Raw genomic sequence first — 21,003 nt, forward strand, 5'->3', positions numbered from 1 at the left:
ACGCTGACTGCAAGGATTCCATGATTTCGGCAAACACCGCCGTGCCGGCGAAACGCTCGTCGGTGCAGACCAGGGCGCGTCGGCCATGGCGACAGGCCACGGCCGGCAGCGCATGACGTTGCCCCTTTCCGAATAGAATTTCGCGTGGGAGCCGGAGGGCTGTGAGAAGGCTCATGACAGGCTGCATCCTTGAGGGTGTCGGAGAAACTCGCATTGCAAAATCCGCACCGTAGGGGTCCTGAACTGAACGGCGCCGATAAAATCGTATAGGATATAGTATTGCATCGGTCAAACCCTCGTGTTAGCAGTCTCCCCTGTCGAGAGGCGAAAGATGCAACCTGTCAGTTTGAGCAATAATGGTGAGACGCCCACGGGAGCGGGCCGCATCCAGCGCGCGAGCAGCCTGGCCGAGGACGTTTACGAGGCCATCTTCGCGCAGCTGATGTCGCTGAAGATCGCGCCCGGTTCACGCATCACCGTCGACAATCTGGTCAAGGAATTCGACGTTTCCCATACGCCGATCCGCGAGGCGCTCGGGCGCCTGGAAGGCGAAGGCCTGGTTCTGAAAACGCATCTGATCGGATACCGCGCCGCACAGCAGATCACCCGGCGCCGTTTCGACGAATTGTACGAAATGCGTCTCCTGCTCGAACCGCACGGCGCGGCGAAGGCCGCCGCCGCGATGGACGAGGCCAAACTCGGCACACTGCTTGAGGCGGCAGGCGTGATGTCGCGCCGCGAAGGCAAGGACGAGCGCCTGCGTTATTCAAACTTCGCCCGGCAAGACGCGATTTTCCACGACAAGATCATGGAATATGCCGAAAACGAGCTCATTCGCGAGACGCTGGGTCATCAACACACCCACTTCCACATATTCCGCCTGATGTACCACTCCCGCGTCACCGAGGAGGCGCTGGACGAGCATGAGGCGATCCTCGCCGCGTTCGGCTCAGCCGATCCCGATGCCGCCGCGAAAGCAATGCGCGCCCACATCGAGCACTCGCGCGATCGCCTGCTGCCGGCCTTCGATTGAGGCGAAACCGATGTCCGCGCCGCTGACCGCCAAACACAACACTGAGGAATACCACGCCCCCAACTCGCCATTCTGAGGACGGACAAAGCCAATGCGGGCGCAGCATGGTTCGCCCCGCTCTTTTCACACGACGGAGGAACCGACTATGTCAGGCAAGAAAATATTGATGCTCACCGGCGAGTTCACCGAGGAGTACGAGATCTTCGTATACCAGCAGGCGATGGAAGCCGTCGGCCACACCGTCCACGTGGTCTGCCCGGACAAGAAGGCCGGAGACCTCATCAAGACCTCCCTGCACGACTTCGAAGGCGACCAGACCTACACAGAAAAGCTCGGCCATTTTCAGGTGATCAACAAGACGTTCGCCGAGGCGGAAAAGCAGCTCGATCAATACCACGCCGTATATTGCGCTGGCGGCCGCGGCCCGGAATACATCCGCACCGACAAACGGGTGCAAGCCATGGTGCGCCACTTCCACGATACCCAGAAGCCGATTTTCACGATCTGCCATGGGGTTCAGATCCTGATTGCCGTGGACGGCGTCGTGCGCGGCAAGAAGGTTGGCGCGCTCGCCGCCTGCGAACCGGAAGTGACGTTGGCCGGCGGCACTTACATCGACCTCTCGCCGACGGAGGCCTATGTCGACGGAACCATGGTGTCGGCCAAGGGTTGGACAGCGTTAGCCGCCTTTATTCGCGAGTGTCTGAAGGTTCTCGGGACCGAGATCCGCCATCCCTAGACTCGATCGGCGCATTTCAACAATGCGCCGATTTGCGTTGCGGCAAGATGTGCATCCACGCTTCTTTGAAGCAAGCCCTCGGTCGATGAGATCGAGGGCCGCCCTACCAATCAATCGAAGAAGCCGGCATCCTCGGCCAGCAAATACTTCCTCGCGCCTTCGGCGTCGATATCGAGGCCCAGCCCGGGTGCTTCCAGCAGGTCGACCATGCTGTCCTTCACGATCTGTTTGGGCAGGCCGATGATGATGTCGTTCCACCAGGGGTCCGAGGCGCTGGGATATTCGAACGCCACGTAGTTGGCGGGCAAGGTGGCACAGACATTGACCAGCGCGCCGAGGCCGAGCAGGCCGTTCGCGGTGCCGTGCGGCGCCATCAGGATCGAGTGCATATAGGCGTGCTCGGCGACCCATTTGAGCTCGGCAATGCCGCCGATGTCGGCAGGATCCGGGCCGATGACGCGCACGGCCTGGGTCTCGATCAGTTCCTTGAAATTGTGCCTGAGGTAAATCTGCTCGCCGGTATGAATCGGCGTCGAGGTCGAGGTGGTCAGTTCCCGATAGGCTTGCGGATTGACCCACGGCACGTAATCGCCGGTCAGCATGTCCTCGAGCCACATCAAATTGTACTTCTCGACCGCGCGGGCGAACTTGATCGCGTCGGGCAGCATCCAGCCCGGGCCGCAGTCGAGCGCCAGGCTGACCTTGCCCCCCAGCACTTCCTTCATCGCGATCACGCAGTCGAGCATGTGGTTGAAACCGCGCTCACTGATCATGCCCTGATCCATGGCACCGTGATAGCCGGCCTTCTTTTGCGTCACACCGTAATGGAAGTCCTCGACGGTGTCCTTCATGTTGGAATGGAACGAGATTCCCTGCTTGACCATGAAGAAGTTCTGCGGCTGCTCCATCATCCATTTTACGTCGGCGGCGTAGTCCTCCGGCCGGTCGCCCGTGCGTTTCTGGCGGATCGAGCCGTTATAGACGCGCACCTTGTCGCGCACCTTGCCGCCGAGCAGTTTGTATGCCGGCACGCCCGCGGCCTTGCCGGCAATGTCCCAAAGCGCATGCTCGATAGCACTGACCGCCGCGCCATAAGGCTTGAACGAGCCGCGCTGGCGGATCTTCAACATGACCCGCTCGACGTCGGTCGGATCCTCACCGATCAGCGCTTCGCGGAAATGCAGCACCCAAGGCTTGAGATAGGTCTTGGTGAACTCGACTTCTCCCAGTCCATAGAGGCCCTCGTCGGTTACGACGCGAACGATGGGATGCTTGCCGATAACGGCACAGCGAAGGTCGGTGATCTTCATGGCGCAGTCCTATTTCACAGACGAGAAAGCTGTCGGCGTGAGCATCTGGCTGCTGATATTGGCAACGATCTGCCCGTCGCGCTCAGACTCGTCCCGGGCCCTGTGCCATGCCGGATCGGTGACGAAAGCCGCCCATTTCGCCTCACGCTCGGCCAGCGATTCCCAGGCGAGGAAATAGGTGAGGCGATTGCTGTTTTCGCCGATCGCCGTGGTGAAAAACCCGGCTTGGCGGATGCCATGCCTCTCCCAGATGGCCAGCGTTTGGTCGGAAAAGCGCTTGAGCAAAGCCGGCAGCCTGCCCGGCAGGCAGTCATAGATACGCAGTTCGTAGATCATGGTTTCGTCCGTTTCTTTCTTCGCCTCTCCCTTGGGAGAGGTCGACACCAATGGTCGGTCGTTGGCCCTGTGAGCCTAGGGGGAATGAGGATAAGGGGTCTGGGCTAACTCCAGGTCCGGTCCCAGCTATATTCATTGTCCCAATGCTCGGTGGATTGCCATATCCCCGTGACACCGGGCTGCAGATGCTGGCTGATCACCTCGTCGACCACATCGTCTATGCCCAGCCCCGGCTTGTCGGGCACGGTGATGAAGCCGTCCTTGACGAGCGGCTTGGGCAGGCCGGTGACGATATCGTCCCACCAGTCGACATCGGCGGAGTGGTATTCGAGCGCCATGAAGTTCTCGGTCGCGGTGGCGACATGCGCGGCGGCCATCGCGGCGATCGGACTTTCGGCCATATGGATCGCCATGGCGACACCGTGATCCTGCGCCATATCGCCGATCTTCTTGGTCTCGAGAATGCCCCCGCTGGTGAGCAGATCCGGGTGGATGACCGAGAGGCCGCCGCTCTTGAGCAGCGGCTCGAAGCCTTCCTTGAGGTAGATGTCCTCGCCCGTGCAGATCGGCACCGTGGTAGCCTGCTGCAATTGCCGGTACTGCTCGGTGTATTGCCAGGGGATCACGTCCTCCAGCCAGGCCGGAACGTATTTCTCGATACGGCGCGACAGGCGTATGCCATCCTGCAGCGAAATGTGGCCGACATGGTCGATGGCGAGCGGGATCTCGTATCCGATCACCGCGCGAACCTCGTGGATGTACTGCTCTAGCAGATCGATCCCCTTTTCGGTGAAATGCAGGCCCGTGAACGGGTGCTGCACGTTCTGCGCGTCATAAGCGAGATTGCGGGCCTTGCGCTCCTCGAGCGTGCCGCCACGGCCGCGCGGATTGGCATGAAACCCTTCGAGCGCGCCGGCAGGCGCGGCCACGGCGCCCGGGACATGGGCGATCTGCATCAAGCCCAGGTCCATCTTGAGGAAGGTGAAGCCCCGGTCCATGCGCTGCTTGAGGCGCTTTCCGGTTTCGGTGCCGCTCGGTTTCTCGGCGTCGGTATCGCAATAGACACGCACCTTGTCGCGGAATCGTCCCCCAAGCATCTGGTAGATGGGGACGCCATAGGCCTTGCCGGCGAGATCCCAGAGGGCGATTTCGACCGCCGAGACGCCGCCACCCTGCCGGCCATGCCCACCGAACTGCTGGATCCGGCGAAACAAGCGGTCGATGTCGCAGGGGTTCTCGCCAAGCAACCGGCTCTTCAGCATCAGCGCGTAGGTGGCGCTTGCGCCATCGCGCACCTCGCCAAGCCCGACGATGCCCTGGTTGGTGTAGATCTTGAGCAGCGCCGAGGTGAACGGCGCGCCGACGATTTCGGCCACCCGCATGTCGGTGATGCGAAGCTCGGACGGCTTCGAGTTGGTGTTGACCCGGTTGAGGGCCTCGTCGGCTCCATCCGTCTTTGGCATGACTTATCCTCGTTGTGGTCGGCGGGGCCTGTCGCCCCGCATGCTGCCGATGACGTTGCTAGCCCAGTTGGATCTCATGGGCTTGCAGGTAATCGCGGTTCATCTCGATGCCGAGACCCGGCCTCAACGAAAGCTTGAGGCTGCCGTTCGAAACGTCGAGCGGCCTGTCGATAAGATGATCGTACTTGCCCAAATTCCACTCCGACGTTTCGAGCTTGTAGAAATTGGGAACGGTCATCATCACCTGCGCTCCCGCAACCACGTTGATCGGTCCCGCGGCGTCATGGGGTGAGACCGGGATGTAGTAGGCTTCGCACAGAGCGGAAATCTTTTTGAGTTCGGTTATGCCGCCGGTCCAGGTGACGTCGGGCATGATGTAGTCGGCGAGCTTGTTCTCGAGTACCGGGATGAAATCCCACTTCGTGTGGCCGCGCTCGCCCCACGAGATAGCGGCGCTGACCTTGTCGCGCACCTGCTTGAGGGCGTTAAGGCTCTCGGGCGGGCAAGGTTCCTCGAACCAGTCGATCTGGCCGGCTTCCTCGAGGCTGCGACAGAGGCGAATGGCGGTGGGGACGTCGAAGCGGCCATGCGCATCGATAAGGATGTCGACATCGGGGCCTGCCGTTTCGCGGATCAGAGCCGTGAGTTCGGCCGCCTCGCGCTCGTCCTTGCGGGTCATGCCGCCATCGAGGTAGCCGTCCCGCTGTTCACGCGACACGCCGTCGGCACCGCGACCCTGGTGGGGGAAAGGATCGAACTTGAGAGCTGTGTGCCCGGACTCGACAATGTCCAGGATCTCGCGGACCACAGCATCCTTGCTGGTGAATTTGGCCTGGTTGGGATGGGTATAGAGCGCGATTTCATCGCGGACCGGCCCGCCCAACAGTTCGTAGATCGGCTTGCCGAGGACTTTGCCCCTGAGATCCCAGAGAGCTATATCGATCGCGCTCACGCATTCGACCGCGGCGCCACGGCTGCCCATATAGGTGAAGCTGCGGAATATCTTGTGCCAGAGGTATTCGATGCGCGCCGGGTCCTCTCCTGTCACCGCGGCTCCGATCTGTCGAAGGATCGTGCACAGCGCGCGGTTGGCGAGCTTGGTGGTGGTGGTGATCTCTCCCCAGCCACTCACCCCCTCGTCTGTCGTCACCTCGACGAACAGGAATTCCCCCCAATAAGAAGCACCAGACTTGACCAGCCACGGCCGAACGCTCGTGATTTTCATTTCAATACCTTTGTCAGCAATGGTCAGCCACGATGTTCCAGACTTGACCCCTGGTCCTATCCGGCCCGAGCGGCGTTGCGCGCACGCATCTGTTCGAGAACATGCCGGCCGGAACCCTCGACATGACGGGAAATGAGTTCGGCTGCCTTGTCTGCCTCTCCCGCCTTGATGAGCGCGATGAGTTCGCGGTGCTCGCGAATGATCGCCGCACGCCGCGCCAGCGTGAAATTGAAGCGCCGGCTCACCGCCCGCAGCACTTCGCGATGCTTCCACCAGAGCTCAGCGGCATGGCGGTTATAGTGCCGCTGGTACATCACGGTGTGAAAGGCGGTGTCCAGTTCACTGTGCCTGAAGGTGTCGGCGAAATTGTTCTCTTCAATCAGCGCCTGGATACGTTCGAGCTCGGCGATGTCCTCGCCTGTAGCCATATTTACGAACCATCGCGTCAGGGCCGGCTCGATCAGCACACCGATCTCGTAGATATCGCGGACGAAGTCCTGATCGATGGGCCTTACACGCGCCCCGCGGTTGGGTGAGAAGATGACGAATCCCTCGCCCCGCAACAGCTGCAGGGCCTCGCGCACGGGATTGGTCGAGGTGCCGTGGCGACGGGCGAGATCGGTGACAACAAGCCGTTCGTTGGCGGCGAGCCGTCCCTCGATGATGTCTTCCCTTATCAGCTCGTAAAGGGAAGCGCCCTCGCTGGAGGCCCCGATAGCGTCGATCCCCGGAGGTGGTTTTGCTTTAAAATCGTTTGTTTCGGCCAAGGCCGGCTCCCCAAATTAATACACAGTCAGTCCGATATCATGCACGGTTTCCATAAACAATGTACGATCTGACGCGTTGACAGGCAATCCGTGATCTGAAAACGTACTAAGTGATCGAGAGGATACACCGTACTGAAAAGCCATCCTCGCGATCGCAGGGCGGAGAACCAGGGAGGATACCTATGACGAGGATCATGCTCGGCAGTGCGGTCCTGCGCGGCACTGTCGTCGGTGTTTTGGCGGCATCGCTTATGTCCACATCGGCGCTGGGTGCGCCGCCGGTCGACCTGAGCAAATGGTCGCCTGAATATGTGCGCTCGATCGCCGGAACACAGGATTTCGACACGGCCGGCGATTGCGCCAAGGTCACCCCGCTCGATTACAAGGGGCGACTGACTTTCTGGTATCAGGGCGTGTTCGAGGGCGATCCCGACCTCCTGCGCCAGTACTACAAGGATTTCTTCGAGACTTTCCGCAAGACCTATCCGAACATCCAGCTCGAGGAACAGGCCCTCACCTATAACGACCTTCTCGACAAATTCCGTACGGCACTGCTGGGCAATGCCGCGCCGATGGCGGTCCGTCTGCAGATCCTGGGTGGTACCGAATTCGCCTCGAAGGGCTATCTGCAGCCGCTCAAGCCGGAGGATGTTGGCTATTCGACCGAGGATTTCTGGCCGGGCGCCATGAAGGCGGTGACCTGGGATGGGGTGACCTACGGCGTTCCAACGAACAACGAGACGATGGCGTTCATCTGGAACGCCGACATCTTCAAGCGTGCGGGCCTCGATCCGGACAAGGCTCCGGCAACCTGGGACGACGTCGTCAAATATTCCAAGCAGATCCACGACAAGCTCGGCATTGCCGGCTACGGCCTCGTGGCTCGCAAGAATGCCGGCAATACGCCCTATCGCTTCATGCCGCAGCTGTGGGCCTATGGCGGCGGCGTCTTCGACGAGGCCACCGCGAACCCGACCTACAAGCAGGTGGAGCTCGACAGCCCGCAGAGCAAGGCGGCGCTGCAAGCCTCATATGACATGTACGTCCGCGACAAGTCGGTTCCGGTCTCTGCACTTACCAACCAGCAGGCCGACAACCAGCCTCTGTTCGTCGCCGGCCAATTGGGCATGATGGTCTCCCACCCATCCGACTACAACGTCATGCTCGACCTCCAGGCAAAGGCGACCGGGACCGACAAGGATAAGGCGCAGACCGTCATCGACAACATGCGCTACGGCCTGATCCCGACCGGCCCCGACGGCAAGCGCGCCGTCGTGTTCGGCGGCTCGAACATTCACATCCTGAAGCCCGAATATGTAGAGGGCGGCAAGGTGGACGAGCCGGCCGCGAAGGCGATGATCTGTATGTGGGCTAGCCCTGAATGGTCGCTGAAAATGGCCTATGCCGGCTCCAACCCGGGCAATCTCAACGGCTTCAAGACCAAATGGATGAAGGAACGCCTGGACCATATCAAGTTCCTCGATGTCACGACCTCGATGCTGCCGTATGGCATCCCGTTCCCGGCGCTGCCGGAGTCCCCCGAGATCATGAACATCATCGTCCCGGACATGCTGCAGAATGCCCTGACCGGAGCTATGACCGTCGATCAGGCAGCGGACGACGCGGCCAAGAAGGTCAAAGACCTGATGGGCGGACTCTAGTCCGGACCTGACCTCCGATCTGGCCGGCTGCGCCGAGAGCGCAGCCGGTTCGTTCCGAAGAACAAGGGCACGCCACAGTGACGATCGTGACCGGCAAGGCCGAGGCTCGCCGAAAATTGCAACCCGGCAGGTCCGGCGTATTGCGGAACATCTGGGCTCATCGCGCCGACTACGCATACGTGCTTCCGGCAATCGCCGTGATGCTCGTCGTCATCGCCTATCCGATCTACTACACGATCGAGCTGTCGTTCTATAAGACGCCGCCCGGCCTACAACTCCGCGACAAGACCTTCATCGGCTTCGACAACTACACCACCATCCTGACCAGTGAGGTGTTCTGGAAAGTCACCTGGAACACCCTGGTCTGGACATTCGGATCGACTTTCATCTCCTTTGTCCTGGGTTTTGCGACGGCGCTGGCGCTGCATCGAGATTTTATCGGTCGCGGCGTCCTGCGTGCCATCCTGATCATTCCCTGGGTGATCAGCGCCGTCGCCGCCTCCTATATCTGGAAGTGGATCTACCATTCGGATTTCGGCATCATAGGCGCGGTACTGGTCGGCCTCGGATTGACCGACCGGCCGCCCAATTTCATCGACAACGTCAGCACGGTGCTGCCCTCCCTGATCGTCGTCAATATCTGGCGCGAGTTCCCGTTTGCCATGATCATGATGATGGCCGGCCTGCAGACAGTTCCCGACCAGTTGTTGCGCGCCGCCAAGGTCGACGGGGCCAATGCATGGCAGCGCTTCTGGCACGTCACCTTTCCGCACTTGCGCAACGTCTCGGTGGTGACGATCCTGCTGCTTGCGGTGGCCAACTTCAATTCCTTCATCATCCCCTGGATCATGACCGCAGGCGGGCCGTCGAACGCATCGCATATCTGGATAACCCATATTTACGAGCTCGCCTTCGGCCGGCAGCGCTGGGGTGTGGCATCGGCCTATTCGGTGCTCCTGTTCCTCATCCTGATGACCCTCGGCTATTTCTACGTCCGTGCGCTGAGCGGCAACGAGCGAAAAGAGGGTGGCGCATGAGCACGATCGCCGAGACAGCCTCTCGAGGCCAGACCCGTCGCCGTATGCGCTTGGACGGATGGCGGTGGGCCGGGCGCATCTTTCTTCTGTTCATGCTGCTCTACACCGCGCTGCCGATGATCTGGATGCTGATCACCTCGATCAAGTCCGGCTTCGCGGCGACGCAATTCCCGCCGCAATGGTGGCCGGACGAGCCTACGCTTGCCAGCTACCAGAAGCTGCTCGATCCGCAGAACAGCGTCGGCCAGGACTTCCTGCGCTTCTTCTGGAACAGCCTGTTCGTGTCGACCGTCACGACAATCCTCTCGGTGATCGTGGCTGTCCCCGCGGCCTACGCGTTTTCGCGCTTCACCTTCCCGGGCCGCAACTTCCTGTTCTTCGCAGTGCTGCTGCGCAACATGTTCCCGGCGGTGATCTTTCTCGTGCCGCTCTTCATCCTGATGCGCGCGATCGGGCTGGTGAACACGCATGGCTCGCTTGTTCTCACCTACCTCACCTTCGGCCTGCCACTGGCAATCTGGCTACTCAAGGGTTTCTACGACAACATTCCGGTGCAGCTCGAGCAGGCGGCGCGCATCGATGGCGCAACACGGTTCCAGGCCTTTATCATGATCGTGATGCCGCTTTCGACGCCGGGGATCATCGCCACCGCGATCTACTCCTTCATAGGCGCCTGGAACGAGTACATCTACGCCTACACCTTCCTCTCCAAGAACGAGCAGCTGACGCTGCCGGTCGGCATCCAGCGCTTCTTCTCGGAAAACACGACGGACTTTCCGGGCCTGATGGCGGCGAGCTTCATGATGAGCGTGCCCGTCGTGGTGCTGTTCCTCGTCCTGCAACGATACTTCGTACGCGCCCTGACAGAAGGCGCGGTCAAGCATTAGGGAGTTGCCGATGGCCCACGTGGTCCTCAAAGATCTCGTCAAGACCTACGGCAACTTCAAGGCCGTCAACGACGTTTCGCTGACGGTCAACGACGGCGAGTTCGTTGCGCTCGTCGGCCCTTCAGGCTGCGGCAAGACAACCACTCTCAATCTCGTCGCGGGGCTGACCCCGATCACCTCGGGCGACATCGTCATCGGCGACCGGGTGGTCAACGACCTCGACCCCAAGGACCGGGACATCGCAATGGTGTTTCAAAACTATGCGCTCTACCCGCAAAAGTCGGTTTACATGAACCTGGCGTTCCCGCTGCAGATGCGCAAACTGCCAAGGGACGAGATCGACAAGAAGGTCAAGGAGGCGGCGCGGGTGCTCGACATGACGCACCTGCTCGAGCGCAAGCCACGCGAACTTTCGGGAGGCCAACAGCAGCGTGTGGCCCTCGGCCGCGCCCTTGTGCGCGATCCCGCCGTGTTCCTCATGGACGAGCCGCTCTCCAACCTCGACGCCAAACTGCGCGTACAGATGCGGTCCGAGATCAAGCGCTTCCACCAGGACCTCAAGGCGACGATCATCTATGTGACGCACGACCAGCTCGAAGCCGTGACGATGGCCGACAAGATGGCGGTGATGAACGGTGGCTTCCTGCAGCAATACGATTCGCCGGCGCAGGTCTTTGCCCATCCGGTGAACATGTTCGTCGCCAGCTTCATCGGCAGCCCGGCGATGAGCCTCATTCCGCTGGAGATATCGACAGCGAACGGCGGCACCGTGTTGACCAGCGCGGAGGGCTGGAGCCTTGGGCTCTCGCCGCGCAACGTCCAGAAGGTCACGAAGGCAACGACCAAAAAAGTCGTGCTCGGCGCACGCCACTCGACGATCAAGCTGCACAAGAGTGCAGTGCCAGGCAGCATCCCGGCCAAGGTCTACACCGTGGAGCCAACCGGAGACGTGACCTTCGTGCAGGCGTTCCTGTCCGGTGCCATCGTCAACGTCAGCGTGCCACCGAACATTGCCGTGACGCCCGACGAGCGGATCTGGCTCGAGTTCGACCAGGAGCGGATGCATCTGTTCGACGGCGAAACCGAAATGGCCCTCGAGGCCAGCTGAGCAGGCGGATGCGTGTGGGACGTGGGTGTGGATGACCAGGAAGCTTAAGATTACCGCGATCAAGCCGTATCCGGTGTGGGTGGGAACGCGCAACCAGATGCTGGTCAAGGTCGAGACCGACCACGGCATCTTCGGCTGGGGCGAGAGCGGCCTGAGCGGCCGCGAGAAGGCCGTGGCTGGCGCGGTCGAGCACTATCGCGAGTTTCTGGTCGGACGCGAGCCCATGCGGATCGGGCGGATCTGGCAGGAGCTTTATCGCAGTCAGTATTTCGAAGGCGGCCGCGTTCTGCAGGCTGCGATATCCGCCATCGACATCGCCCTTCACGACATCAAGGGCAAGGCGCTGGGGGTACCGGTCTACGAGTTGCTGGGCGGCAAGCAGCGCGACCGGATCCCCACTTTCGCCTCGACCGGAGACGAGGCCGAGGGCGACGTGGCCATCGAACGGGCCCGCGAACTGCACGCGCAGGGCTGGCAGGCAATCCGCTTCTTTCCCGTCGGGCAAAACAGCAAGGATGTCTTCGAGCCGCGCGAGTCGATCGGCGCAACAGCGACGATGCTGAACAAGGCGCGCCAGGCGCTGGGCGACGACGTCGTCCTCGGCATCGATTATCATCATCGCCTGTCGGTGGCGGAGGCGGCGAGCTTCTGTAACAAGCTCGACCGCGGCGTGCTCGATTTCCTCGAGGAGCCGATACGCGACGAGACGCCGGAAGCCTACGAATCCCTGCGCAAGATGACCGAGATCCCCTTCGCCATCGGCGAGGAATTTGCCAGCAAGTGGCAGTTCCTGCCCTATGTCGAGCGCGGCATCCACCAGTTCAACCGGCTCGATATCTGCAATGTCGGCGGCTTCACCGAGGCGATGAAAGTCGCCGGCTGGAGCGAGGCGCACTATGTGGACCTGATGCCACACAATCCGCTGGGTCCAGTGTGCACGGCCGCGACAGTGCATCTCGCCGCCGCAGTGCCCAACTTCTCGTGGCTCGAGACCAGGGCGCCCGAAGCAAAGCTCGGTTTCGACAATTCCGACTTCTTTCCGGTGCAACCACGGCTGGACGGCCCCGATTATCCCGTCACCGATCTGCCGGGGCTCGGCGTCGAGGTCAACGAAGAGGCGGTCCAGGCGCAAAGCTTCCGTTTCTGGGAAGCGCCCCACCTCAAGCGCCGCGATGGTTCTGTCACGAACTGGTAGTTCCCTTTCAATCGGAGTCCACAATGACGCATACTTCCGACATCACGCGGCCGCCCAGGGATCTGATCGACGCGCTAAAGGAGATCGGCGCCGCGACGGTTGCCGGCACGCTTGGTCATATGGGTTTCCGCAATCCGCATATGGTCGGCCCGATGGCGCAGAACCATGGCAAGTCGATCGTCGGGCCGGCGCTGACGCTGCAGTTCCTGCCGCAGCGGCCCGATCTTTTCAACGAGGGAGAATATGCCGATCCGGAGACACAGCTCCACCGGCATGTGCTGTACCACGCACAAGAGGGGGATGTGGTCGTGGTTGACGCGCGCGGCGACATGAGCTCGGGCGTGTTCGGCGATATGATGTCGACATACTTCAAAGGCAGAGGCGGCGCGGGTATCGTCATCGACGGATGCATGCGCGATCGGCCCAATGTCGAAAAACTCGACCTGGCCCTATGGCTGCGCGGCTGGACACCCAACTACCATGTGCAAACCAGCATCTATCCCAATGCCGTCAACGTTCCGATTGCCTGCGGCGGGGTCACTGTGATCCCCGGCGACATCATCGTCGCCGATGATGACGGGGTGGTCGTGCTGCCCGTCGCAATGGCCGCGAAGGTGATCGAGGAATCACAGAAGCATCACGATTGGGAGGAGTTCTCGCGAGAGAAGCTCATGCAGGGCGGGTCGTTGCAACGCTATTATCCGCTGCACCCAAGTGCAAATGATGAGTATGAGGCTTGGCGGAAAGCCAACCCGAAATCTTGATGGACGGACGAGGTCACGGGTGACTCTCCAGTCGTCCCTGTCAGGCACGGGCTCTTTTTGCCGGCGCCTTTCGGCTACCAACACCTTGCACCAAGCTGGTCGTGTCACCGATACCGTGCCTGGTTCCATTTGTGGCCAAGCAGCGAAAGGATGATGATCAACCCGTTGAAGAACTGGACATAGAAGCCGCTCAGGCCAGCCGCCACGACGCCGGTTTGGATAAACGACACCGTGACGGCGCCGATCGCGCCGCCGGCCACCGTGCCGATGCCGCCCCAGGTCGGCGTGCCGCCGACGAACACCGAGGCCAGCACCGGCAAGAGATAACCGTCGCCGGCCGTTGGCCACCAGGTGAAGTTGATCATTACGGAGAACGTGCCGGCGATCGCGGCCCCGATGCCGACGAAGACGAACACTTTCACCCGCACGCGCTTGACGTCGATGCCCATCTGCTGGGCACTGTCGGGATTGTCACCGACCACCCTCACCTGCGCGCCGAAGCGGTGGCGGTTGTAGAGCATCGCCGAAAAGACGACGAAGGCGATCGCCCAAAAAATCTGCACCGGAATGCCCCAGATCTGGCTGGAGAAGATCCGGTAGGCCCAGCTGTCGGCAAGGCTGGTCAGCGAGGTCGATCTGCCCTCATTGATGATCTGGATCAGGCCGCGCAGCAGGAAATTCATGCCGAGCGTGGCGATCAGCGACGACAGCCCGCCATAGACCACCAGCGACCCGACGAGGAAACCAAGCAGCGTGCCGGTGACCAGCGCTGCCGCAATGCCGAGGAACGGATCATAACCGGCCTGCACCACCAGCGCGAAGACCCAGGAGGCGAAACCCATCGTCGCGGGAAACGACAGGTCGATCTCGCCGCAGGTGACGACGAAGACCAGCGGCACGACCACGAACAGCGCCACGGGAAGCGTGGTGAGCACGGCGCTGTAGAGATACCAGGTTGTGAAGACCGTCGGGTTGGCGATCATGAAGACCGCCATCATGACGATGAACACGGCGAGCGTGCCAAGCGACGCCCGATTGTCGAGGACGAAGCCGCGCAGCCAGTGGTCGGACGGGTGCTTCCACTCGTTCCGGGAACTGCCTTGGCGGGAGATGCCAGCCGACGGCTCGTGCAGATCGGGCTCCATGGTCTTGCTCATCGTGCTCTCTGCTCCGCGTCGCCGGTGTCGTGCAGTCCGGCCAACCCGCCCGGATGCGCGACGTCTTCCATGAAATTGATGAGGTCTTCGGCCGACTTGACCTCGCTCCGGTCGGCGGTGAGCGCGACCTTGCCGCGATCCAGCACCACGAAGCGATCAGCGATGTCGAAGACATGATGGATGTTGTGGCCGATAAACAGGATCGAGCGACCGCTTGCCCGCACTTGGCGCACGAAATGGAAGACCTTGGCGGTCTCGGTCAGAGACAGCGCCGTCGTCGGCTCGTCGAGTACGATCAGTTCCGCCTGCTTGTAGATGGCGCGCGCGATCGCCACGCCCTGGCGTTCGCCGCCCGACAGCTGGCCGACGATCGAGTGCGGCGTGAATACTTTCGAGGTGAAGCCGATCTCGCGCATCAGCCGACTCGCCTCATCGATTTCCTTGCTGACCTTCAGCCAGCCGAGAAAACCGGTGAGTTCGCGGCCCATGAAGATGTTGCGCACGATCGTCTGCTGTACGGCCAGCGCCCGGTCCTGGAACACCGTTTCGATGCCGGCCTCGCGCGAACGTGCCGCATTCCAACCGGTCACCGGCTTGCCGCGGATGAGGATCTCGCCGCTGGTCGGCTTGACCACGCCGGAGAGGATCTTGATCAGCGTCGACTTGCCGGCGCCGTTGTCGCCGATGAGGCCGACCACCTCGCCGCGGTCGACGCTGAGATTGACCCCGCCAAGTGCATAGACGTGGCCGTAGGACTTGGCGATATCGCGCAGTTCTATGAGACGTTCGGCCATCGGATCCTCGCTTGATTGTCTCGCACCGGCCTTCTCGCCAGCGGTCCCGTCGGCCGGGGCCTGATCCCGGCCGACGGCTTGGGAAGTCAGCGCAGCGCCTGTTTGGCGAGTTCTGCGACGATCGCGTAATTTTCGGGCGTGACGAAACCGGCGCCGGTGTCGACATTCATCGGCGCCAGACCCAGCACCACTTGCTGGCAAAGGCTGAGGATCGGGAGATAGCCCTGCAGGAATGGCTGCTGGTCGGCCGTCAGTTGCACCCAGCCGCCCTTGAAGCCCTCGACGATCTGCGGGCTGGTGTCGAAGCCGAAGTTGAAGATATCGCCGGGCTTGCGCCCCGCCGCCTGCATGTAGGTGGAGACATTGCCGAGCATCTGTCCGCCGGGATAGCCGACCGCCTTGATGTCGGGGTGATTGAGGAGCGCCGCCGTGATCACCGGGATGGCGAGGTTGGGGTCGGACGCCCACTCGCCGCTCGGCGGCGAGGACAGCTGGATGACCTCGACCCCCGCTTCCTTCAACGCCGCCACCGTGCCGCGCTCGCGCGCGCCGCGGTTCTCGTTCTCGAACGGACCGATCATGATTGCCTTGTCGCCGGCCTTGAGCTTGCCGAGCTTGAACGCTTCGGCGCCGAGCGCGCGGCCCTGCTGTTCCTGCTGCGCGCCGACATAGCCGCCACCAAACGCCGCCGTCACCTTCGGCACCGGGACGTTCTGGTACATCATCTTGATGCCGTCCTTATGCGCCTCTTCGGCGAGCGGCATGATCGCGGCGTCGCCCGGATGGCCCATCATGGCGATGCCCTGGGGCTTGACCGCGACCGCTTCGCGCAATTGCTGCACCATCTTCTCCGCGTCCCACTGGGAGAAGATGTAGTCGACCTTCGGCCCGAGATCGGCCGCGGCCTGCTTGGCGCCATTGTAGACGATTGTGCCGAAGGCGTCGCCCTCGGCGCCGCCGACGAAGAAGCGGATGTGGACGTCCTTGCACCATTGGGCGTCGAGCGCCTGCGCCGGCAAGATGGAGATTGCGGCGGCAAGCGCCGTGGCCGCCGCCACGACGGTCGTGCGCAGAAATGTCGTTCTGGTCGCGATGCTCATGCACGTTCCTCCCATTGTTTCCCTCGTCAGCCGAGGGGTTTTTCGAACGATTGCCTTGGCAGTACCACTTACGGCCGGCTCCTCCCGCCGACCGGTCCTCACGCCGGATTTGGCAGGTAGCTCGCACCTCCCCGGCATAGCTTGAGATACTCCAGGGCGCGTGCTTGTCCCGTGATCTCGAGGTCGCCGCGATAGACCGGATCGTGCCAGCCTTCGATGTCGATGGCGCCCTTGTACCCGGCCAGCCGCAATTCGCTGATCACCCGCGTCCAGTCGCTGTCGCCGAAGCCCGGCGTGCGCATCTGCACGAATGGCAGCCGGCCGAACACGCCGTGCTCGCGAATGACGTCCCAGCGCACCGTCGCGTCCTTGCCATGGACGTGGAAGATGCGTGGCGCCCATTTGCGGATCTGTGGCATCGGATCGATCAGATAGACGAGTTGGTGGCAAGGCTCCCATTCGAGGCCGAGATTGTCGTCAGGCAACTCGTTGAACATCAGCTCCCAGGCGTCCGGATTGTGGGCGATGTTCCAGTCTCCGGCAGCCCAGTTGCCGTCCATCGCACAGTTCTCGAAGGCGATGCGAACGCCCTTGCCGGCGGCTCGCCTGGCCAGCGGCCCCCACACCTCGCGAAAGCGCGGCAGGCTGTCTGTCAGCGGTTTGCCGCGGAGCCGGCCGGTAAAGCCGCAGACCATCGAAGCGCCGAACAAATGGGCATTGTCGATGACCGTCTCCCAGGCCTGGAGGACGCCACGGTCGACATCGCCGCCCTCCAGCGGATTGCCGAAAACGCCGATCGAGGACACCGTGACATCGGCATCGCCGATCGCCTCGCGGATCTGACCGGCCAGCCGGGGCAGGTCCTTGCCACCAAGCGTCTGCCAGAAGAAGGGTTGAATGCTCTCGAAGCCGAGCGGCAGGATTGCCTTGATGTAGGCGGCCGGGTCGTCGAGGTTGGCCCGCACCATGGTGCCGATCCTGATGTCGAGAAGCGGGTTTGGCATCATTGTGCTTCCTCTGCGATCATCACGCGACGTCCGGTTTCGGCGCTTTCGATGGCACCGAAGACCATGGCCAGGCTCTTGATGTTGTCGGCGCCGCGCGTTTCCGGTTCCGTGCCGGTCTCGATGGCGCGCATGAAATCCCTGATGATGCCGAGATGGCCGTCGACGCGATCGGCGGGATCGAGCGCCGGCACCTCGATTGGCTGTATCTTGTCGAACATGCCGTCGCGACCCGGCACCACCACTTCCGCCCTCAACCCGTCATGGCCATCCCAGATCAGGCTGCCGCGCTCGGCGACGATGCGCCAGCTACCCTCCCAACTGGTGCGGAAGCCGGCCGCGCACCAGCTGCCCGCATAGGTGAAGACCTTGCCGCCGCCGAGATCGAAGACCGCGCTGGCCGATGAGCCCTGTCGGTACCAGGAATTGGCCGGTTCCCATTCCTGGCAATGGACCGCGGCCGGCTCGCCATTGACCATGTAGCGGGCGGCGTCGAATGTGTGGATCGCCATGTCGAGCAGCAGCACGTGCGCCATCTCTTCGCGAAATCCGCCGAAATGCGGTGCGACGAAAAAGTCGGCGTGGATGCTGGTCGCGGCACCGATGGCGCCGGAGTCCAGAAACCTCCGGATGCGTCGGACATTGGCGACGTAGCGGCGGTTTTGGACGACGGCATGGATGCGCCCGGCCTGGCGGGCGGCCTCGACGATGGCGCGGGCATTCTCCGGGCTATCGGCGAGCGGCTTTTCCGTCAGCAGATTGCAATGGTGGGCAAAGGCGGAAAGCGCAACGTCGCGCCGGGCGGCGGGAACCACCACATCGAACACCGCTTGCGGTCGGATCTGGTCGAGCACTGCGTCGAGACTGGTGCCGATGACGGCACCACCGAGATCGTATTCGCGCGCCCTCGCCTTCGCCCTGTCGGCATCGAGGTCGACAAGGCCGACTATGGCGAGCCCGTCGATCTGCCGCGCGGCATCTAGCCAGGCCTTGCTCATCGCTCCGCAGCCGACAAGAACGGCGTCGATCATCCAGCGCTCCTCCTCTCGGCCCCTCCAGGCCGATGGTTCCGGCGTTCACGGCGTGACCGTAAACGTTTTTCCGTAAACGTTTACGAGAACACACCCGAAGGCGTAGAATGTCAATCGGCCGCCGGCGAAAATCGTCATTGCGCCTTGGCCCCGGCGGCCACCGGTGCTAGCCAAGCAAGGGGAGAACAGTCACTTGGCGTCCAGCATTCACGACCTTGCCCGTCACCTGAACATTTCGATCGGCACGGTGTCGCGCGCGCTCAACGGCCGCGCCGACGTCAATGCCGACACGCGCCAGCGCGTTCTCGAGGCAGCCAGGGCTCTCAACTATTCGCCGAACCAGTCCGGCCGCAGTCTCAGGCAAGGCGCTACCCACTCGATCGCCTTCATGCTGCAGCCGCATCCGGGCGACCAGGAATATGGCGAGCCGTTCTTCATTCCGTTCCTGACTGGGTTGCAGGGCCGGCTCGCCGAAAGCGGACTGGACCTGATCGTGGTGATGGGCGCGCCGGGCGACTATCAGCAGGAGCGCCTGCGGCGTGTTGTCGAGACGCGCCGTGCCGATGCGGTGGTGCTGGCCTGGACGCGGCGCGAGGACGAGCGCATCGACTATCTCACCCAGGCCGGCTTCCCCTTCGCCACGCTCGGCCGTAGCCGCTCCGGCGACAAGGCCTACCCCTCGCTCGATCTCGATTTCGAAAAAGCAGGCGCCGACGCGGTCGACCGGCTGGTGACGCGCGGCCATCGCCGCATCGCTGCCATCCGCCCATCGCTCGATCTGAATTTCGGCTATCTGTTCCTCGACGGCTACCGCAAGGCCTTGCGCCGGCATGGCATCGCGGTCGATCCCCACCTGATTGCCGACGGCTTCATCAACGAGGCCGGTGGCTACGAAGTGACCCCGCGGGTGATGCGCCGCAAGGACCCGCCGACCGCCATCATCTTCAACAATGACGCGATGGCGCTTGGGGGATGCAAGGCGCTGGCCGAGATGGGTATCAAGCCGGGTCACGACATGGCGGTGACCGTCATCGTCGATACGCCGCTCTGCCGCTATTTTTCGCCGGCGCTGACTGCTTTCCGCCCGGCGCTGCAGCCGATGGGACGGCGGCTCGCCGAAATGCTGCTGGCGTCGCTTCCTGCCTTCGCCGGCCCGGAGGGTCCACGTATCATGCGCGAGGTCTGGCCGCTGGAGCTAATTGCGCGCGATAGCGATTGATGTACCAGATCCCGGTGCAGATCGAAGCCGCGGGTCGCCTGAACGAGTAGCTTTGCCGGATACCCTGATCCTCGATCATGGCCGCATCGTCGAGATTGGCAGCCACGACGATCTTGTTGGTGCAAGCGGCCACTGCAGGCGGCTTTCGATGATCGGGAAAGCCATCGCCGCGAACGGAACCGCCGCTTCAGGCGCTCGCAGCTCGGCTTCCGACCTGATTGCGGCAAGCGTCGCCAGTGACCTGCCGGGCGTCAGTCGCGCGATATGGACAGCCCCGTGAGGAGCGGAGCGTACGCGGCGAGCCTGCCGGATACGAACTCCGTGAAGAGCCGCACGCGCTTCGTCTTGCGTGTCTCCCCCTGGGTGAGAAGCCAGAGCGTTCCGTACATGTGCAGGTCGGTGCCTGGCACCCTCACCAGTAGGGGGTCGGCATCTCCGACGAAGCACGGCAACGTCGTGATCCCGAGCCCTTGCCGTACGGCAACGATCTGCGCCTCGCCGTCCGTGGTCCTGAACGGAACCCCCGTTGTGCGAACCTCACCCTCGCTGGCCCAGTCTGGTATTCCATGAATGCTTATGACGATCCACCGGATGGGATCCGGCGCGCCCGCACGCCACGCGGCCAGTCGATCGCGGGAGATGTAGACGCCGCCGAACAGCTCCGGTCCCTTCAGTCCGTGAAGATTGAGCGGCAGGGTTTTGCGGTCGTAGACGACACGGATCGCCACGTCGGCCTCTCGGTTGGTCAGATTTGCCAGCTCGCCGACCGACAAGATTTCCATCTCGATGTCGGGATGCAGACGCGCGAAATCGGCGAAGTCCGGCATGAGCAGGTGAGTCGCGAGGGGCGGTGCCAGCGTCACCCGAAGAAGCCCGCGCACACTCTGGTCGCGACCGAAGACGCGGGTCTCCAGCTGGTGCGACGACGCTTCCATCTGGTTCGCGAGCTCGAGGACCTCTTCGCCCGCAGCCGTCAGGCGGTAGCCCGAAGGCAGCTTTTCGAACATCTGCGCCCCGAGGCGTTCCTCGAGCTGTGCGATGCGTCGCAGCACGGTCGAGTGATACACCCCGAGGCCCTCGGCGGCAGCCCGCACCGAGCCTCCGCGCGCGACGGCAAGAAAGTAGCGAACGTCATCCCAGTCGATCATGGTGCAATCCCGCACCGCGCGGTGC

Annotated in this window: 20 protein-coding genes and 1 pseudogene; 9 read left to right on the plus strand and 12 right to left on the minus strand. The window is 62.4% G+C overall.

What is annotated here, in order from left to right:
- Positions 1 to 175, minus strand: a pseudogene (locus tag EOA36_RS37975) (alcohol dehydrogenase); the annotation flags it as partial.
- A 156-nt stretch (positions 176 to 331) separates the two neighbouring features.
- Here EOA36_RS37975 and EOA36_RS02520 point away from each other — a divergent pair.
- Positions 332 to 1,033, plus strand: a complete 702-nt coding sequence (locus tag EOA36_RS02520) for a GntR family transcriptional regulator (RefSeq protein ID WP_127275482.1) — start codon at positions 332 to 334, stop codon at positions 1,031 to 1,033.
- Between the two features lie 145 nt (positions 1,034 to 1,178).
- Entirely contained in the window at positions 1,179 to 1,772 is a 594-nt protein-coding gene (locus tag EOA36_RS02525; RefSeq protein WP_127275508.1) for a DJ-1/PfpI family protein, read from the plus strand.
- Positions 1,773 to 1,882: 110 nt separating this feature from the next.
- Here the strand turns inward: EOA36_RS02525 and EOA36_RS02530 are convergent, their stop codons facing one another.
- From EOA36_RS02530 to EOA36_RS02550, 5 genes are all read right to left on the minus strand, one after another.
- The gene (locus tag EOA36_RS02530; RefSeq protein ID WP_127275483.1) at positions 1,883 to 3,082 is read right to left on the minus strand and encodes a mandelate racemase/muconate lactonizing enzyme family protein; all 1,200 of its coding nucleotides are present in this window, start codon (positions 3,080 to 3,082) and stop codon (positions 1,883 to 1,885) included.
- Positions 3,083 to 3,091: 9 nt separating this feature from the next.
- Entirely contained in the window at positions 3,092 to 3,418 is a 327-nt protein-coding gene (locus tag EOA36_RS02535) for an NIPSNAP family protein (protein ID WP_127275484.1), read from the minus strand.
- A gap of 104 nt (positions 3,419 to 3,522) precedes the next feature.
- Positions 3,523 to 4,881 carry a mandelate racemase/muconate lactonizing enzyme family protein gene (locus tag EOA36_RS02540; RefSeq protein ID WP_127275485.1) on the minus strand — a complete coding sequence of 453 codons (1,359 nt, stop codon included), beginning with the start codon at positions 4,879 to 4,881 and terminating at the stop codon, positions 3,523 to 3,525.
- Between the two features lie 58 nt (positions 4,882 to 4,939).
- The gene (locus EOA36_RS02545) at positions 4,940 to 6,106 is read right to left on the minus strand and encodes a mandelate racemase/muconate lactonizing enzyme family protein (protein ID WP_127275486.1); all 1,167 of its coding nucleotides are present in this window, start codon (positions 6,104 to 6,106) and stop codon (positions 4,940 to 4,942) included.
- A gap of 56 nt (positions 6,107 to 6,162) precedes the next feature.
- Positions 6,163 to 6,873, minus strand: a complete 711-nt coding sequence (locus EOA36_RS02550) for a GntR family transcriptional regulator (RefSeq protein ID WP_127275487.1) — start codon at positions 6,871 to 6,873, stop codon at positions 6,163 to 6,165.
- A gap of 182 nt (positions 6,874 to 7,055) precedes the next feature.
- Here EOA36_RS02550 and EOA36_RS02555 point away from each other — a divergent pair, with 182 nt between their 5' ends.
- From EOA36_RS02555 to EOA36_RS02580, 6 genes are all read left to right on the plus strand, one after another.
- A complete protein-coding gene (locus tag EOA36_RS02555) occupies positions 7,056 to 8,534 on the plus strand; it encodes a sugar ABC transporter substrate-binding protein (RefSeq protein ID WP_127275488.1) in 1,479 nt (492 codons plus the stop codon).
- 77 nt (positions 8,535 to 8,611) lie between these two features.
- Complete coding sequence (locus tag EOA36_RS02560; RefSeq protein ID WP_127275489.1) at positions 8,612 to 9,571, plus strand: sugar ABC transporter permease; 960 nt, start codon at positions 8,612 to 8,614, stop codon at positions 9,569 to 9,571.
- Positions 9,568 to 10,458 carry a carbohydrate ABC transporter permease gene (locus EOA36_RS02565; RefSeq protein ID WP_127275490.1) on the plus strand — a complete coding sequence of 297 codons (891 nt, stop codon included), beginning with the start codon at positions 9,568 to 9,570 and terminating at the stop codon, positions 10,456 to 10,458. Before EOA36_RS02560 ends, EOA36_RS02565 begins: the two co-directional genes overlap by 4 nt.
- A gap of 10 nt (positions 10,459 to 10,468) precedes the next feature.
- A complete protein-coding gene (locus EOA36_RS02570; protein WP_127275491.1) occupies positions 10,469 to 11,566 on the plus strand; it encodes an ABC transporter ATP-binding protein in 1,098 nt (365 codons plus the stop codon).
- Positions 11,567 to 11,597: 31 nt separating this feature from the next.
- A complete protein-coding gene (locus EOA36_RS02575; RefSeq protein ID WP_127275492.1) occupies positions 11,598 to 12,761 on the plus strand; it encodes a mandelate racemase/muconate lactonizing enzyme family protein in 1,164 nt (387 codons plus the stop codon).
- 23 nt (positions 12,762 to 12,784) lie between these two features.
- On the plus strand, positions 12,785 to 13,525 hold the full coding sequence (locus EOA36_RS02580; RefSeq protein WP_127275493.1) for a ribonuclease activity regulator RraA: 741 nt from the start codon (positions 12,785 to 12,787) through the stop codon (positions 13,523 to 13,525).
- A 104-nt stretch (positions 13,526 to 13,629) separates the two neighbouring features.
- On the opposite strand, the gene EOA36_RS02585 is transcribed toward EOA36_RS02580, so the two are convergent.
- The 5 genes from EOA36_RS02585 to EOA36_RS02605 form a co-directional block, all read right to left on the minus strand.
- On the minus strand, positions 13,630 to 14,682 hold the full coding sequence (locus EOA36_RS02585) for an ABC transporter permease (RefSeq protein WP_127275494.1): 1,053 nt from the start codon (positions 14,680 to 14,682) through the stop codon (positions 13,630 to 13,632).
- Complete coding sequence (locus EOA36_RS02590; protein ID WP_127275495.1) at positions 14,679 to 15,476, minus strand: ATP-binding cassette domain-containing protein; 798 nt, start codon at positions 15,474 to 15,476, stop codon at positions 14,679 to 14,681. Before EOA36_RS02590 ends, EOA36_RS02585 begins: the two co-directional genes overlap by 4 nt.
- 86 nt (positions 15,477 to 15,562) lie before the next feature.
- Positions 15,563 to 16,576: a substrate-binding domain-containing protein gene (locus tag EOA36_RS02595; RefSeq protein WP_127275496.1), complete on the minus strand. Its 1,014-nt coding sequence runs from the start codon at positions 16,574 to 16,576 to the stop codon at positions 15,563 to 15,565.
- 98 nt (positions 16,577 to 16,674) lie between these two features.
- On the minus strand, positions 16,675 to 17,583 hold the full coding sequence (locus EOA36_RS02600) for a sugar phosphate isomerase/epimerase (RefSeq protein ID WP_127275497.1): 909 nt from the start codon (positions 17,581 to 17,583) through the stop codon (positions 16,675 to 16,677).
- Positions 17,580 to 18,611 (minus strand): Gfo/Idh/MocA family oxidoreductase, encoded by a 1,032-nt coding sequence (locus EOA36_RS02605; RefSeq protein ID WP_127275498.1) that lies wholly within the window; start codon positions 18,609 to 18,611, stop codon positions 17,580 to 17,582. The genes EOA36_RS02600 and EOA36_RS02605 overlap by 4 nt, the downstream gene beginning before the upstream one ends.
- A gap of 193 nt (positions 18,612 to 18,804) precedes the next feature.
- Here EOA36_RS02605 and EOA36_RS02610 point away from each other — a divergent pair, with 193 nt between their 5' ends.
- Positions 18,805 to 19,830, plus strand: a complete 1,026-nt coding sequence (locus EOA36_RS02610) for a LacI family DNA-binding transcriptional regulator (RefSeq protein WP_127275499.1) — start codon at positions 18,805 to 18,807, stop codon at positions 19,828 to 19,830.
- 251 nt (positions 19,831 to 20,081) lie between these two features.
- On the opposite strand, the gene EOA36_RS02615 is transcribed toward EOA36_RS02610, so the two are convergent.
- Positions 20,082 to 20,978, minus strand: a complete 897-nt coding sequence (locus EOA36_RS02615) for a LysR family transcriptional regulator (RefSeq protein ID WP_127275500.1) — start codon at positions 20,976 to 20,978, stop codon at positions 20,082 to 20,084.
- Positions 20,979 to 21,003: the final 25 nt, after the last annotated feature.

This window comes from Mesorhizobium sp. M8A.F.Ca.ET.021.01.1.1 (assembly GCF_003998025.1).
In the GTDB taxonomy this organism is placed as follows: domain Bacteria; phylum Pseudomonadota; class Alphaproteobacteria; order Rhizobiales; family Rhizobiaceae; genus Mesorhizobium.

What these genes read in the sequence shown, in the direction of transcription:
- EOA36_RS02520 (WP_127275482.1), top strand. Translation starts at nt 332, where the DNA reads ATGCAACCTGTCAGTTTGAGCAATAATGGTGAGACGCCCACGGGAGCG.
- EOA36_RS02525 (WP_127275508.1), top strand. Translation starts at nt 1,179, where the DNA reads ATGTCAGGCAAGAAAATATTGATGCTCACCGGCGAGTTCACCGAGGAG.
- EOA36_RS02530 (WP_127275483.1), bottom strand. Translation starts at nt 3,082, where the DNA reads ATGAAGATCACCGACCTTCGCTGTGCCGTTATCGGCAAGCATCCCATC.
- EOA36_RS02535 (WP_127275484.1), bottom strand. Translation starts at nt 3,418, where the DNA reads ATGATCTACGAACTGCGTATCTATGACTGCCTGCCGGGCAGGCTGCCG.
- EOA36_RS02540 (WP_127275485.1), bottom strand. Translation starts at nt 4,881, where the DNA reads ATGCCAAAGACGGATGGAGCCGACGAGGCCCTCAACCGGGTCAACACC.
- EOA36_RS02545 (WP_127275486.1), bottom strand. Translation starts at nt 6,106, where the DNA reads ATGAAAATCACGAGCGTTCGGCCGTGGCTGGTCAAGTCTGGTGCTTCT.
- EOA36_RS02555 (WP_127275488.1), top strand. Translation starts at nt 7,056, where the DNA reads ATGACGAGGATCATGCTCGGCAGTGCGGTCCTGCGCGGCACTGTCGTC.
- EOA36_RS02565 (WP_127275490.1), top strand. Translation starts at nt 9,568, where the DNA reads ATGAGCACGATCGCCGAGACAGCCTCTCGAGGCCAGACCCGTCGCCGT.
- EOA36_RS02570 (WP_127275491.1), top strand. Translation starts at nt 10,469, where the DNA reads ATGGCCCACGTGGTCCTCAAAGATCTCGTCAAGACCTACGGCAACTTC.
- EOA36_RS02575 (WP_127275492.1), top strand. Translation starts at nt 11,598, where the DNA reads ATGACCAGGAAGCTTAAGATTACCGCGATCAAGCCGTATCCGGTGTGG.
- EOA36_RS02580 (WP_127275493.1), top strand. Translation starts at nt 12,785, where the DNA reads ATGACGCATACTTCCGACATCACGCGGCCGCCCAGGGATCTGATCGAC.
- EOA36_RS02585 (WP_127275494.1), bottom strand. Translation starts at nt 14,682, where the DNA reads ATGAGCAAGACCATGGAGCCCGATCTGCACGAGCCGTCGGCTGGCATC.
- EOA36_RS02590 (WP_127275495.1), bottom strand. Translation starts at nt 15,476, where the DNA reads ATGGCCGAACGTCTCATAGAACTGCGCGATATCGCCAAGTCCTACGGC.
- EOA36_RS02595 (WP_127275496.1), bottom strand. Translation starts at nt 16,576, where the DNA reads ATGAGCATCGCGACCAGAACGACATTTCTGCGCACGACCGTCGTGGCG.
- EOA36_RS02600 (WP_127275497.1), bottom strand. Translation starts at nt 17,583, where the DNA reads ATGATGCCAAACCCGCTTCTCGACATCAGGATCGGCACCATGGTGCGG.
- EOA36_RS02605 (WP_127275498.1), bottom strand. Translation starts at nt 18,611, where the DNA reads ATGATCGACGCCGTTCTTGTCGGCTGCGGAGCGATGAGCAAGGCCTGG.
- EOA36_RS02615 (WP_127275500.1), bottom strand. Translation starts at nt 20,978, where the DNA reads ATGATCGACTGGGATGACGTTCGCTACTTTCTTGCCGTCGCGCGCGGA.